Source organism: Kitasatospora sp. NPDC004289, from assembly GCF_053602875.1.
Genome location: NZ_JBSGEL010000025.1, coordinates 38,088 through 52,076, shown reverse-complemented (window position 1 = coordinate 52,076; position 13,989 = coordinate 38,088). Strand labels below are relative to the sequence as shown.

Below are 13,989 nucleotides of genomic sequence, written 5' to 3'. Positions count from 1 at the left end.
GTCGGCCCCGGGCCCGCTGATCGCGGGACCGGGGCCGTTGTGACCGGACGGGGCTGAGCCCCCGTCAGCGAGCGGGGTCGGGGCCGCCCGGGGCGGGCGGCGGTACCGGGCCGTCGGCGGGCGGGGCCGGGGGCTGCGGGGCCGGGGGCTGCGGGGCGGCCCAGGGGTCGGTGGCGGGCTGACCGCCCGGCTGCGGGGCGGCGCCCCACTGCGGCTGGGGCCGGGAGTCGGGCTGCGGCCAGTTCGGGCCGGGCCAGTCGGGGCCCGCCCAGTACGGGGACGGGTCGGGCTCGCGTTTGCCGAAGGCGGCCGAGAGGGCGAGCAGCAGGATCATCGCGGCCATCGGCCAGACCAGCAGGGCGCCGTGCGCGCCGAGCTCCAGGGCGGCGCTGAACCGCACGCCCAGCCCGGCCTTCTTGGCGTTGGCGACCACGTCGGTGGAGGGGCCCAGCCGGGTGCCGAGCTGCCAGGCGATGACCGAGCCGCCCAGGCCGCCCGCCGCCAGCCCGGCCGCGACGGCGATGCCGCCTCCCCGGGCCCGCGTCAGGACGAAGGCGACCAGGGCGCAGAGCACGCCCGCGCCGAGGCCCAGCAGGGCGAAGGTGCCGTCGGCACCGGCCCGCTGCTCGCCCTCGGGGTCGACGTAGCGGATCGCGTCGCTGCCGGCGACCAGCATCACCCGGGGGGCCAGCCAGAGCCAGAGGGCGCCCATGACCGCGCCGAGCACCACACCGGCCGCCGTGATGACCGCACCGACCTTCAGCTCCGGCCCGAGCGGGCGCCGTTCCCGGGCGGGGGGCGGCGGCGGCAGGTACGGGTCGGGCTGGACGGGGTACGGCTGGTACTGCTGCTGGGGCTGGGGCGGCGGCTCGGGAGCGGAATCCGCAGGGGTGTTCGGTACGGTCACCGGCCCATCGTTTCACGTCGTGCCGACGGACGGACGCCCAACCCGAAGCCGGGCCCAACCCCCGGTGAACGCCCGGCGGGTCCGCAGGACGCCCCCGACGGAGTGTCAGCGGGTGGCGGCCCGGCGGTAGGCCCACGTCGCGACGGCCAGCGAGACGAGGCCGACCGCCCCGCACACCGTCAGGTCACGGAGCACGGCGGCCCAGTCCGGTGCGGCCGCGAAACTGCGGGCGAAGGCCTCGACCCCGTACGTGGACGGCAGCAGGTCGCGCAGCAGCAGGACCGGCCCGGGCAGTTGGTCCACCGGGAGGACGCCGAGCAGCAGCGCCGCCGACATGCCGAGCTGGCCCAGCAGGGTGGCCAGCTCCTGACGGGGCGCCAGCAGCCCGCAGGCCGCGCCGATCCCGGCCAGCGCCGCGCCCGCCAGCGGGACGACCGCGAGCAGCACCCACAGGTGCCCCATCGGCAGCGAGAACATCCAGGCCCCGACCCCGGCCGTGACCAGCGCGCCCGGCACGGTGAACGAGGCGTACGCGGCCGCCGCACCCAGCACCACCGCGGCCGGCCGGACCGGGAGGGTGGCGTAGTGGTCCAGGCCGCCGGTGGCCCGGAGCTTGCCGAAGTACTGGGCCAGCAGGTTGAGCGCCACGAAGGCGACCACCAGCACGCTGGACCCGGCCACCACCGAACGGGCGGCCTCGACCTCCTCCGGCCCGACCACGCCGCGCATCATCAGCAGGATGCCGAGCGACTGGAAGGTGGCCACGAACAGCAGCGGGATCCGCGCCACCTTGGCCCGGGCGAGCTGCGCCCGGTAGACCGCGGCCATCGAGGGCAGCAGTCGGGCGGCCGGGGCCAGCGGGGCCTCGGCCGCGACGGGCCCGGCCGCCACCGTCAGGGGTACGTCGAGCACGGTCACCGGGGCTGCCCTCCGGGGCGGTGGTCACGGGTCGTCAGGTGGTCACAGGCCGTCAGGTCCGCGCGGAGCCGGCTCACCGGGCCAGCCCCTCGTGCCGGCCGCCGAGCTTGAGGTAGGCGTCCTCCAGGCTCGGGGTGGCCAGGGTGAAGTCGTCCAGGGCGGCGAAGGCGGGGCCGGTGGTGACGGCGGCGACCAGTTCGCGGGCCTCGTCGGGGGTGGTGCGGACGGTCCAGCGGCGGCCGGTGCGGGCGGCCCGGGCGGCCAGCTCGGCGACGGCGGGCACGTCCATCGGGGCCTCGGTCCGCCAGACCAGGTCCAGCCGGACGTCGCCGTCCACCAGGGCCTTGAGGCCGCCGGGCGTGTCGCAGGCGATGATCCGGCCCTCGTCCACCACCGCGACCCGGTCGAGCACGGTCTCGGCCTCGATCACGTTGTGGGTCACCAGCAGCACCGTGGTGCCGCGCTCGGCGCGGCGGCGGTCGACGGCCGACCAGACCGCGCGGCGGGCCACCGGGTCCATCCCGCTGGTGGGCTCGTCCAGCACCAGCAGCGGCCGCTCCCCCACCAGCACGGCGGCGAAGCAGGCCAGCCGACGCTGACCGCCCGACAGCTTGGCCAGCGGGCGGGCGGCGATGCCCTCCAGCCCGAGCTCGGCCAGCACCGCGGCGGTCTCGCTCCGGGCCTCGGCCCGGCTCAGGCCGCGCAGGCGTCCGGTGGTCTCGGCGGCCAGGGCCACCGTCAGCTCGTCCAGGGCGGTGGACTCCTGGCCCAGGTAGCCGAGCAGCCGGGCGGCCCGTTCGGGGTGGCGCACGACGTCGTGGCCGAGGATCTCGATCGAGCCGCGGTCGGGGCGGAGCAGCCCGGTGAGCTGGCGCACCAGGGTGGACTTGCCGGCGCCGTTCGGGCCGAGCAGCCCGAACACCTCGCCGCGTCGCACGTCGAGCGAGATCCCGTCGTTGGCCCGGATCTCGCCCGCCCTGCTGCGGTAGCTCTTGGCAAGGTCCCGGACGGTGCAGCACTGCCCGGCCGCCAGGCCGGAACCGCCGAGTGCGCCTTGCGGCGTGGGCCGTGGTGCCCGCCGGTCGGTGTCGCTCACGGACGAAGACTCTACGCGCTGCCCCGGACCAACCGGACAAGGGGCCCCATACGACTCCGTCAGGTCCGCCGGGGCACCGCACCCGAACCGCCGCCGGGCCGCCGTACCGGCCCGAGGACGAACGGTCCGCGCACGTCCGGCCGGGTGCCGCCGACCGTGGACGCCGGCCGGGTGCCGCCGATCGTGGACGCCGGCCGGGTGCCGCCGATCGTGGAGGCCGGACCCACCGTCACTCCTGGGCGACCGCCAGGCCGGGGCGGGGCACCGCCTCGGCGAAGGCGTCCCAGAACCCGGCCCGGATGGCGTAGCGGTGCTCCTCGTCGATCTGGTCGTCATGGGCGGCGAGCAGGCCGAAGCGGGCGGCGTAGCGGAGCAGTTCGGCGTCCAGCCGGTGCGGGATGCGCGGGTGGTCGGCCCAGAGGCGGGTGAGCACGGTCTCCGTGCCCAGCCGGGAGAGCCAGCGGAGGGCGAAGCGGCGGCCGACCGCCTGGGCGTCGGCCGGGGCCTCGGTGGAGTCCTCCTCGCGGTCGGCCCAGCGCTGCTCGGGGCGGGTGAGCTCGGCCAGGGTGGGCGGGCCGGCCGGGACGGGGGCGGGGACGGGCACGGGGGCCGCGCCGAGCCGGTCCGAGGACCAGCGGAGCACCAGGGCGGGCGGCGTGCCGGGGCCCGGCCGCACGGCCAGGTCACGCGGGGTCGGGACCACCCGCAGCCCCGTCGGCCGGGGCAGCGCCACGGCGGCGGGCGTCTCAGGCTCCGGCTCCGGGCCGGCAGGAGGTGACGCCCCGTCGGGAACGGCCGGGGCCGGGCCCACCCGGGCCGGTCCCGCCGCCGCCAGCGGGAGCGAGGTCTGGAGTTCGCGCGGCTGGGCCCAGCGCTCGACGAAGGCCCGGTCCAGCACCTGCCGTTCGTCGGCCTCGGCGACCAGGTCCTCGGACTGGTTGAAGTCGTGCTCCACCGGCTGCACCGCCCACAGGTGCACCACCACGCCGTGCTCCTTGGCGCAGACCATCCCGGGCAGCAGGTCGCCGTCGCCGCTGAGCAGCACCAGGTCGGCGCAGGCCCGGTTGTGGGCGAGCTCGGTGAGCTCGGCGTGCATCGCGGCGTCCACGCCCTTCTGCACCCAGCGCCCCTCGGCCCGGGTCAGTGCGCCGAGCCGGACGGTGACCCGGGGCAGGCTGCGCAGCCGGCGGTGCTCGGGCAGCGAGCGGCGGTCCGGCGCGGCGTCGAACCAGTAGATCCGCAGCAGCGGCAGCCCGGTCTCGGCCTCGGCCCGCTCCGCCAGCGCGGCGGCCAGCGCGGCGTGATCGACCGTCAGCCGGGCCCGGCTCGGCTGGCCGGTGAGCAGGTTGGCCGTCGCACCCAGCAGGTACCCGGCGTCCACCAGGACGACGCAGCGGTCCACTCCGCACCACTTCCCTCCGGAAGGCCGCCGGGCGTGGTGGAGGCTGTGGGGGCCCGCTCCGGCAGCGGGCCGGCGGTCGGGCTCGCACCGCCGGTGGGCACTCTTTACCCCCCGATCGCCCGGCGAACCGTTCCGCCTCGCCGGGCGCCCGCGCGAGCGCACCCGCGCGCACACGCACCGATGACGCCCCGGTCGGGCCGCGTGGCGCGCCACCCGCCGCTTCACCGGCGGCCAGGGCGGCGCCGGTCATACTGGAACGATCATGCGGAAGACCAGAGTCGTGCTGTACCTGGTGACGGCCCTGGCGGCGGGGGCCGTCCTGCTGGCCCCGAAGGTCGGCGTGGACGCCTCGCGCGGCGACACGGCGGTCACCTCGGTCTCGGTCAACGACGGACGGCCGATCGTGCTCGGCACCGCCGAAGGGGCCACGGTGCCGCTGGTGCTGACGGCCCGTGACGGCTCGGGGATCGCCTCGGTCGGCCCGATCGGGGTCTGGGGGCCGCGCTACGGGGTGCTCGGGGTCAGCCCGCTGGAGTGCGCGGCGGAGGGCACGGCCACGACCTGCCGGGGGACGGTGACGGTCCGTCCGACGCGGCGGGAGATCTTCGACGACGAGGCCGGCACCTGGTTCGTCGACCTCAAGGTGCGGGCCCGGGACGGGGACCGGTACGTGAACCAGACCGCCGGCGGCTTCTCGATCAAGCAGGCGACCCGGCTGGACCTCGGCGGGGTCACCGGGCGGGCCGCGCCCGGCGAGGAGCTGAGGGTCACCGGCCGGCTGGAGCGGGCCTCCTGGCAGGACCAGCGGTACCACGCCTACCCGGGCGGGCTCGTCCGCCTCCAGTTCCGGGCGGCCTGGAGCGACGTCTGGACCACCGTCGCGGAGGCCTACGCGCAGGCGGACGGGACGGTGGGGGCGACCGTCCCGGCGGCGGAGTCCGGGGCCTTCCAGTGGTACTACCCCGGCGACGCGTGGGTCGGCGAGGCGCTCTCGCGCGTGGTGCCGGTCAGCGTCGGCTGACCGGCACCACGGGGGGCTGAGGGAGCGTCAGGCCTGGAGCTCGGCGGCCACCAGCTCGGCGATCTGGACCGCGTTCAGCGCCGCGCCCTTGCGCAGGTTGTCGTTGGAGAGGAACAGCGCGAGGCCGTTCTCCACCGTCTCGTCCACCCGGATCCGGCCGACGTAGGACGGGTCCTTGCCGGCGGCCTGGAGCGGGGTGGGGATCTCGGAGAGCTCCACGCCCGGGGCCTCGGCGAGCAGCTCGTAGGCGCGCTCGACACTGATCGGGGAGTCGAAGCGGGCGTTCACCTGGAGCGAGTGGCCCGAGAAGACCGGGACCCGGACGCAGGTGCCGGAGACCTTGAGCTCCGGGATGCCGAGGATCTTGCGGGACTCGTGGCGGAGCTTCTGCTCCTCGTCGGTCTCGAAGGAGCCGTCGTCCACCAGGTTGCCCGCGAGCGGCACCACGTTGAAGGCGATCGGGCGCTGGTAGACGCCCGGGTTGCTGGCCTTCACGGCCTCGCCGTCGAAGGCCAGCTGGTCGGCCTGCTCGGCGATCTCGCAGGCCTGGCGGTGCAGCTCGGCGACGCCGGCCAGGCCGGAGCCGGAGACGGCCTGGTAGGTGGTGGCTACCAGCGCGGCGAGGCCGGCCTCGTCGTGCAGCGGGCGCAGCACCGGCATGGCGGCCATGGTGGTGCAGTTCGGGTTGGCGATGATGCCCTTGGGGCGGTTCGCGATCGCGTCCGGGTTGACCTCGGAGACCACCAGCGGGACCTCGGGGTCGCGGCGCCAGGCCGAGGAGTTGTCGATCACCACGGCGCCGGCGGCGGCGACCTTGGGGGCCAGCGCCTTGGAGGTGGACCCGCCGGCCGAGAAGATCACGATGTCCAGACCGGAGTAGTCGGCGGTCTCGGCGTCCTCGACGGTGACCTCGCCGTCCTGCCACGGCAGCGTCTTGCCGGCCGAACGGGACGAGGCGAACAGGCGCAGCTCCGTCACCGGGAACTTGCGCTCCGCCAGAATGCCGCGAACGACTCCACCGACCTGGCCGGTGGCACCAACGATGCCGATCCTCATCGGGTTACTCCTCCTGTGTTGTGCTCGATCAGAAGTCCGCACACTCCGCCCATCATGCCTGGTCGGACGGGTGGGGTGGGACCGCATTCCACTGGGTGGGCGGGGCCCCGGGGCGCGGCGGCGGAAAACCGGCGGCCACGGTGACCGGGCACCCCGGATTCGCCGGTGGGCGGGCTGCGGTGCTGGAAGAATCCGTCCGGGCGAAAATCCGATACCGGGTCGGCTCACGGACCGTCAGGCGGCGGGCGCGGGCGGCCGACAGGGCCTCGCGCCCCGACGGACGCACTCCGCGAGGCCTCAGCGGTCTCCGACGGCCTCCAGGGCGGCCAGGGCGGCGGCCACCGACTCCGGCCCGGCCGGGAGCAGCGGGAGCCGCACGTCCGGGGTGGGGATGCGGCCCCGGGCGTGCAGCACGCCCTTGATGACGGTCGGGTTGGGCTCGGCGAAGCAGGCTGCTGAGAGGCGGGCCAGCCGCAGGCCGAGGGCGCGGTCGCCGGTGGCGGTGAGCTCCACGAAGGAGCCGGTGGCCAGGTGGGCCGAGGCCAGGATGCCGCCGGTGGCGCCCATCGCGAGCAGCGGCAGCAGGAAGGGGTCGTCCCCGGCCAGCACCGCGAAGCCGGGCGGCAGGTCGGCGAGGAGCGCGACGGTCTCGCCGTCGATGCCGCCCGCGGCGTACTTGACCCCGGCCACGCCCTCCAGCGCGCCGATCCGGCGCAGCGCCTCCGCGTCCAGCGCCTGCCCGGTGCGGTAGGGGATGTGATAGACGATCAGCGGCACCGGGCTGCCGGCCGCCAGCGCCTCGAAGTGCGCCAGCGCGCCCGCCGCGCCGGGCCGGGTGAAGGCCGGGACGGTGACCAGCGCGGCGTCGGCCACCCCGGCCAGCTCGCCGAGCGCGGCCACCGTGCGGCGGGTGTCGTTGCCGCCGGTGCCCACGGTGAGCACCGCGCCGTGGTCGCGGGCCGCCTTGGCGCAGACCTCGACCACGGCCCGCTTCTCGTCCTCGTCGAGGGTGGCCACCTCGGCGGTGGTGCCGAGCGCGACCAGTCCGGCCGCGCCCTCGGCGAGCGCCTCGCGGGCCAGCCCGTCGAGGGCGTCCAGGGCGAGGGTGCCGTCGGCCTCGAACGGGGTGATCAGCGGGACGTGGATGCCGTGGAGTTCCATGCTCCGAGCCTCTCCCCCGACGGCTCGTCAGGTCCAGTTCTGATTTCCGAGGCTTTGCGTAAGCTCAGCCTGTGCTCGACGTCCGCCGCCTCCGGCTGCTCCGTGAACTGGCCCACCGCGGCACCATCGCCGCCGTCGCCGAATCGCTGGCCTTCAGCGCCTCGGCGGTCTCCCAGCAGCTCTCGGTGCTGGAGCGGGAGGCGGGCGTGCCGCTGCTGGAGCGCACCGGCCGCCGGGTGGCCCTCACCCCGGCCGGGCTCAACCTGGTCCGGCACGCCGAGGCGGTGCTGGAGCGGCTGGAGCAGGCCTCGGCCGAACTGGCCGACGCCCGGCGGGGGTTGGCGGGCCCGCTGCGGATCGGGACCTACCCGTCGGCGGCCCGGGCGATCATCCCGGGCGCGCTCGCCGCGCTGGCCCGCGAGCACCCGGGGCTGGTCCCGATGGTGACGGAGGTCGACCCGGCGCTGGTCGCGGCGATGCTGCGGGCCGGGGAGCTGGACGTGGCCCTGGTGCACGAGTACGACTTCGTGCCGGCCGATCCGGAGCCGGGGCTGGCGGCCGAGCCGCTGTTCACCGAGCCGATGTACCTGGCCGCCCCCGCACCGGGGGCGGTCGCGGACCACCGGGAGAGCCGCTGGATCGTCTCCCCGCACGGCACGCTCTGCCACACCATGGTGGTCCGGGCCTGCCAGGCCTCCGGCTTCACCCCGCTGATCGCGCACCAGATCGACGACTTCGCGACGGTGCTCGCACTGGTCGCGGTGGGCCAGGGCGTGGCCCTCGTCCCGCACCTCGGGGCCTCCCCCGCACCCCCCGGCGTCCAGCTCACCAGGCTGCCGATGGCCCGCCGCACCAGGACCGCCTTCCGGGCCGGCGCGGGCCGCCATCCGGCCGTCGCGGCCTTCGTCTCGGCGGTCCGCGAGGCCCTCCCGGAGGACCTTCGCGGACCGTCCGAAGACGCTCCGTGACGGTGACCGCGACCGTCTGCGGACCGCGCTAGGGTGGGGTCTTCCGTCTAGCCTGAGGAGCCGTCCCACCGTGGCCGACAGCTTTGTTCACCTGCATGTCCACACCGAGTACTCGATGCTCGACGGAGCTGCGAAGAACGGGAAGCTGTTCGGCGAGGTGGCCAAGCAGGGCATGCCCGCGATCGCGATGAGCGACCACGGCAACATGTTCGGCGCGTACGAGTTCTTCCAGACCTCGAAGAAGTTCGACGGCGTCACCCCGATCATCGGCATCGAGGCGTACGTCGCCCCCGGCTCCCGCTTCGAGAAGAAGCCGGTCTTCTGGGCCCCGGGCGGCAAGCGCGAGGTGAGCGCGGACGGCGAGGGCGGCAAGGACGTCTCCGGCGGCGGCCGCTACACCCACATGACCATGTGGGCGCAGAACGCCACCGGTCTGCGGAACCTCTTCAAGCTCTCCTCCCTCGCGTCGATGGAGGGCTACTACATGAAGCCCCGGATGGACCGCGAGCTGATCGCCGCGAACGCCGCCGGGATCATCGCCACCACCGGCTGCCCCTCCGGCGAGGTGCAGACCCGTCTGCGGCTCGGCCAGTACGAGGAGGCCGTCAAGGCCGCCGACGCCTACCAGCAGATCTTCGGCCGGGAGAACTACTTCCTGGAGCTGATGGACCACGACCTGTCCATCGAGCGCGACGTCCGGGACGGCCTGCTACGCCTCGCCAAGCAGCTGGACATCCCGCTGCTGGCCACCAACGACTCGCACTACGTGACGGCCGATCAGGCCGACGCCCACGACTCGCTGCTCTGCGTCGGCGTGGGCAAGAACAAGGACGACCCGAACCGCTTCAAGTTCCAGGGCACCGGCTACTACATCAAGACCGCCGACGAGATGCAGGAGCTCTTCCGCGAGCTCCCCGAGGCGTGCCGCAACACCCTGGAGATCGCCTCCCGGATCGAGGCGTACGACGAGGTCTTCAACTACGTCGACCGGATGCCGCAGTTCGACGTGCCGGAGGGCGAGACCCAGGCCTCGTACCTGCGCAAGAAGATCGCCGAGGGCGTGCAGCACCGGTACGGGGACAGCCCGAGCCAGGAGGTGCTGGACCGGATCGAGCTGGAGATGGGCGTCATCTCCCCGATGGGCTTCGACGCGTACTTCCTCGTGGTCGCCGACATCTGCCAGTACGGCCGGGACAACGGGATCTCGGTCGGCCCCGGCCGTGGTTCGGCGGCCGGCTCGATGGTGGCGTACCTCACCGGCATCACCCAGCTGGACCCGCTGGAGCACGACCTGCTGTTCGAGCGCTTCCTGAACCCCGAGCGCATCAACCCCCCGGACGTCGACATCGACTTCGACGACCGCCAGCGCGACCAGATGGTGCGCTACGTCACCGACAAGTACGGCGAGGCGTACACCGCCCAGGTGAACACCTTCGGCACCATCAAGGCCAAGGCGGCCGTGAAGGACGCCAACCGCATCCTGGGCTACCCGTTCGCGATGGGCGACCGGATCACCAAGGCGATGCCGCCGGACGTGATGGGCAAGGGCGTCCCGCTCGCCGACCTGTTCAACGAGAAGCACCCTCGCTACAACGAGGGCACCGAGATCCGGAACATGTACGGCAACGAGCCGGACGTGAAGAAGATCATCGACACCGGCCTGGGCATCGAGGGCCTGATCCGCGGCACCGGCGTGCACGCCGCGGCGGTCATCCTCTCCTCCACGCCACTGCTGGAACTGATCCCGCTGCACAAGCGGGACAAGGACGGCGTGATCATCACCGGCTTCGACTACCCGTCGTGCGAAGCCATGGGCCTGATCAAGATGGACTTCCTGGGTCTGCGGAACCTGGGCATCATCGACCACTGCCTCAAGATCATCAAGTCCAACCGGGGCGCGGACGTCGACATCGAGAAGATCCCGATCGACGACCCGACGACCTACCAGATGCTGGCCCGCGGCGACACGCTCGGCGTGTTCCAGCTCGACGGCGGCCCCATGCGCGCCCTGCTGCGGCTGATGAAGCCCACCGAGTTCGCCGACATCTCCGCCGTCTCGGCGCTGTACCGCCCGGGCCCGATGGGCATGAACTCGCACACCAACTACGCGCTCCGCAAGAACGCGCAGCAGGAGATCCTGCCGATCCACCCGGAGCTGGAGGAGCCGCTCAAGGAGGTCCTCGGCCCCACCTACGGCCTGATCGTCTACCAGGAGCAGGTGCAGCGAGCCGCCCAGGTGCTGGCCGGCTACAGCCTCGGACAGGCCGACCTGCTCCGCCGCGCGATGGGCAAGAAGAAGAAGGAGGTCCTGGAGAAGGAGTTCGTCCCCTTCCACGCGGGCTGCAAGGAGCGCGGCTACTCGGATGAGGCGATCCAGGCGGTCTGGGACGTGCTGGTCCCGTTCGCCGGCTACGCGTTCAACAAATCGCACTCCGCCGCGTACGGCCTGGTCTCGTACCAGACGGCCTACCTCAAGGCGAACTACCCCGCCGAGTACATGGCCGCCCTGCTGACCTCGGTCGCGGACGACAAGGACAAGATGGCCGTCTACCTGGCCGAGTGCCGGGCGATGGGCATCAAGATCCTCTCTCCCGACGTCAACGAGTCGGTGGTCGACTTCACCGCCGTCGGCACCGACGTCCGCTTCGGCCTCAAGGCCGTCCGCAACGTCGGCGTCCCGGTCATCGAATCGCTCGTCAACACCCGCAAGGAGAAGGGGAAGTACGCCTCCTTCGCGGACTTCCTCGACAAGGTCGAGCTGGTGGTCTGCAACAAGCGCACCGTCGACTCCCTGATCAAGGCCGGCGGCTTCGACTCGCTCGGGCACACCCGGCTCTCGCTCAACTCGGTGCACGAGAACGCGATCGACGCCGTCACCGGCGTCAAGAAGCAGCAGGCGATCGGCCAGGACGACCTGTTCGGCGCGATGGACACCGGCGAGGACATCCCGACCATCGGGCTGGACTTCGAGCTCACCGAGAAGGAGTGGCCGCGCAAGCAACTCCTCTCGCTGGAGCGGGAGATGCTCGGCCTCTACGTCTCCAGCCACCCGCTGGACGGCGCCGAGCACATCCTGGCCCGCAACCGCGACGTCTCGATCGCCGAACTGCTCGGCTCCGGCCGCTCCGAGGGCGAGGTCCGCCTCGCCGGCCTGATCACCGCCGTCGACCGCCGGATCAACAAGGCGGGCAACGCCTGGGCGATCATCACCCTGGCCGACCGTGACGGCTCGGTCGAGGTGCTGTTCTTCCCGGCCGCCTACAACCTGATGTCGGAGCAGATGGTCGAGGACAACGTGATCTCGATCCGCGGCCGGCTCAACGAACGCGACGGCGCGCTCAGCGTCTTCGGCCAGGAGATCGCCACCCTGGACGTCTCCTCCGCCGAGCACGGCGGCAAGCCGCCGATCCTGATCACCGTCCCGTCCAACCGGGTCAACCCCGAGATGGTCTCCGAGTTCAAGAGCGCCCTGCGCGCCCACCCCGGCGACGTCCCGGTCCGCCTGCTCACCACCTCGCGCGAGAAGAACACGCTCTTCGAGCTCGGCTTCCTGGTCAACCCCGACAACGGCGCCTTCGCCTCCGAGGTCAAGACCCTCCTCGGCCCCTCCGCCTGGAGCAACGCGCTGTAGCGGCAGCCCCCTAGGCCCCGATCGGTCAGCCGGACACCGGCAGGCCGGTCGGGGCCTTGACGCGCTTCATGATGATCTGGGAGTTGACCTCGGTGACGCCGACCAGGGTGGTGAGCTTCTCGATCCACAGGCGCTCGTAGGACTTGAGGTCGGCGACCGCGATCCGGAGCAGGCAGCCGGGGCTGCCGAACAGGCGGTAGGCCTCGATCACGTCGGGGATGTCCTGGAGGGCGGCCTCGAAGGCCTCGACCGCCTCCCGCTCGCGGCGGACCTCGACCGAGACCAGCACCTCGAAGCCCCGGCCCACCGCCTCCGGGTTGACCACGGCGCGGTAGCCCTCGATCACCCCGTCCTCCTCCAGCTGGCGGACCCGGCGCAGGCAGGGCGAGGGGGTGAGGCCGACCCGCTGGGCCAGCTCCTGGTTGCTGAGCCGGCCGTCGCGCTGGAGCTCGCGCAAGATGTCACGATCGATGCGGTCCATGGCGCAATCCTATGCCCCGTGGTGCGTCAGGTCGGGCAAGAATTGGCGATCCGATTGCGCGGCGATTCGCCTATTCTTGCGATGAGCGTTCCGCCACAGCGGAGACCGACACGGCAGCCCGGCCCAGGCGAACAGCCAGGGTCCGGGCTGCTCCCCATTTCCCGCCGCGCACCCAAGCCCAGGAGGCAGCCATGGCACGGATCGTCGTGATCAGCACCGGTGGCACCATCGCCAGCCGCTGGCAGGGAGCGGGGTACGCGGCCGACGCGGACGGCGCGGAGGTCATGGAGACCGCCGCCGTGCCCGAGGGCGTGGAGGTCGAGGTCGTCGACCTGTTCAGCGTGAACAGCCCCCGGCTGACCACCCGTCACCAGCTGACCCTGCTGCGCACCGTGCACGAGGTGCTGGCCGACCCGGGCGTGGACGGCATCGTGGTCACCCACGGCACCGACACCCTGGAGGAGTCGGCCTTCCTGCTCGACCTGCACCACGACGACCCGCGCCCGGTGGTGTTCACCGGCGCGCAGCTGCCGATGGGCACGGCCGACGGCGACGGCCCGGGGAACCTGTACGACGCGCTGCTGACCGCCGCCACGGTGCGCGGCCTGGGCGTGCTGGTGGCCTTCGACGGCAAGGTGCACGCGGCCCGGGGCACCGTGAAGGTGCGGACCCTGGCGCCGGACGCGTTCGCCGACCCCTCCGGCCACCGGGTGGGCGACGTCGGCTTCGGCAGCGCGGTGATCCTCCGTCAGCCCGGGCGTCCCGCCCCGCTGGCGGTGCCGGAGCTGCCGGCGAGCTCCCCCCGGATCGACCTGGTGATGCACCACTCGGACGCCGACCCGGTGCTGTTCCGGGCCGCGCTGGCGGCCGGCGCGCAGGGCGTGGTGCTGGTCGCCACCGGTGCGGGCAACGCCACCCCCGAGTTCGTCGAGGCGGTCGCCGAGGCCACCGCGGCGGGCGTGCTGGTGGCGCTGACCACCCGGGTGGAGTCCGGCCCGGTGGCCGAGATCTACACCCACGGCGGCGCGGTGGACCTGGTCGCCGCCGGCGCGGTGCCGACCGGCACCCTGCGGGCCGGTCAGGCCCGGATCGCCGTCCTGTCGGCCGTGCTCGGCGCGGACGGACCGCAGGGCCGCACGGCGCTGCTGCGGCAGGCGCTGGCCGCCGACACACCGGTGCTCGCCGCCGCGTAGGCGCTGCGCAGGCGCTGTGCAGGCACTGTGCGGGCGCCACGGCGCGCCCCCGTTCACCCCCACGTCGGCCCCCGGTCACCCGCCGGGGGCCGACGCGTGGGAACCCGTCCGCATACTGTGGCGTCATCCCGATCAGGACCAGGCGACGCACCGCA

11 protein-coding genes are annotated in these 13,989 nt (G+C 73.6%); 4 read left to right on the top strand and 7 right to left on the bottom strand.

The annotated features are described in order from the left end of the window. Positions 1-64 precede the first annotated feature (64 nt). From ACWEPF_RS18760 to ACWEPF_RS18745, 4 genes are all read right to left on the bottom strand, one after another. A complete protein-coding gene (locus tag ACWEPF_RS18760) occupies positions 65-907 on the bottom strand; it encodes a hypothetical protein (protein WP_452173463.1) in 843 nt (280 codons plus the stop codon). Positions 908-1,012: 105 nt separating this feature from the next. After that, positions 1,013-1,825: an ABC transporter permease gene (locus ACWEPF_RS18755; RefSeq protein ID WP_449797384.1), complete on the bottom strand. Its 813-nt coding sequence runs from the start codon at positions 1,823-1,825 to the stop codon at positions 1,013-1,015. Positions 1,826-1,898: 73 nt separating this feature from the next. Beyond that, the gene (locus ACWEPF_RS18750) at positions 1,899-2,858 is read right to left on the bottom strand and encodes an ABC transporter ATP-binding protein (protein ID WP_380148950.1); all 960 of its coding nucleotides are present in this window, start codon (positions 2,856-2,858) and stop codon (positions 1,899-1,901) included. 292 nt (positions 2,859-3,150) lie between these two features. Continuing rightward, positions 3,151-4,323, bottom strand: coding sequence for an NYN domain-containing protein (locus tag ACWEPF_RS18745; protein ID WP_452173462.1), 1,173 nt, complete (start codon positions 4,321-4,323; stop codon positions 3,151-3,153). A 262-nt stretch (positions 4,324-4,585) separates the two neighbouring features. On the opposite strand from ACWEPF_RS18745, the gene ACWEPF_RS18740 reads away from it, so the two are divergent. Further along, positions 4,586-5,344: a hypothetical protein gene (locus tag ACWEPF_RS18740; protein WP_452173461.1), complete on the top strand. Its 759-nt coding sequence runs from the start codon at positions 4,586-4,588 to the stop codon at positions 5,342-5,344. A 27-nt stretch (positions 5,345-5,371) separates the two neighbouring features. Here the strand turns inward: ACWEPF_RS18740 and ACWEPF_RS18735 are convergent, their stop codons facing one another. Both ACWEPF_RS18735 and ACWEPF_RS18730 read right to left on the bottom strand, forming a co-directional pair. Continuing rightward, positions 5,372-6,400, bottom strand: a complete 1,029-nt coding sequence (locus tag ACWEPF_RS18735; protein WP_452173460.1) for an aspartate-semialdehyde dehydrogenase — start codon at positions 6,398-6,400, stop codon at positions 5,372-5,374. A gap of 297 nt (positions 6,401-6,697) precedes the next feature. Beyond that, positions 6,698-7,561, bottom strand: a complete 864-nt coding sequence (locus ACWEPF_RS18730) for a dihydrodipicolinate synthase family protein (RefSeq protein WP_452173459.1) — start codon at positions 7,559-7,561, stop codon at positions 6,698-6,700. Between the two features lie 71 nt (positions 7,562-7,632). Between ACWEPF_RS18730 and ACWEPF_RS18725 the strand changes: the two genes are divergently transcribed. Together ACWEPF_RS18725 and dnaE are read left to right on the top strand one after the other, a co-directional pair. Next, positions 7,633-8,529 carry a LysR family transcriptional regulator gene (locus tag ACWEPF_RS18725; protein WP_345286410.1) on the top strand — a complete coding sequence of 299 codons (897 nt, stop codon included), beginning with the start codon at positions 7,633-7,635 and terminating at the stop codon, positions 8,527-8,529. Positions 8,530-8,599: 70 nt separating this feature from the next. Beyond that, positions 8,600-12,160, top strand: a complete 3,561-nt coding sequence (gene dnaE, locus ACWEPF_RS18720; RefSeq protein WP_452173458.1) for a DNA polymerase III subunit alpha — start codon at positions 8,600-8,602, stop codon at positions 12,158-12,160. A gap of 25 nt (positions 12,161-12,185) precedes the next feature. Here the strand turns inward: dnaE and ACWEPF_RS18715 are convergent, their stop codons facing one another. Next, positions 12,186-12,641 carry an Lrp/AsnC family transcriptional regulator gene (locus ACWEPF_RS18715; protein WP_345286413.1) on the bottom strand — a complete coding sequence of 152 codons (456 nt, stop codon included), beginning with the start codon at positions 12,639-12,641 and terminating at the stop codon, positions 12,186-12,188. A gap of 191 nt (positions 12,642-12,832) precedes the next feature. Between ACWEPF_RS18715 and ACWEPF_RS18710 the strand changes: the two genes are divergently transcribed. Next, complete coding sequence (locus ACWEPF_RS18710) at positions 12,833-13,834, top strand: asparaginase (protein WP_449797387.1); 1,002 nt, start codon at positions 12,833-12,835, stop codon at positions 13,832-13,834. The last annotated feature ends 155 nt before the right edge of the window (positions 13,835-13,989 follow it).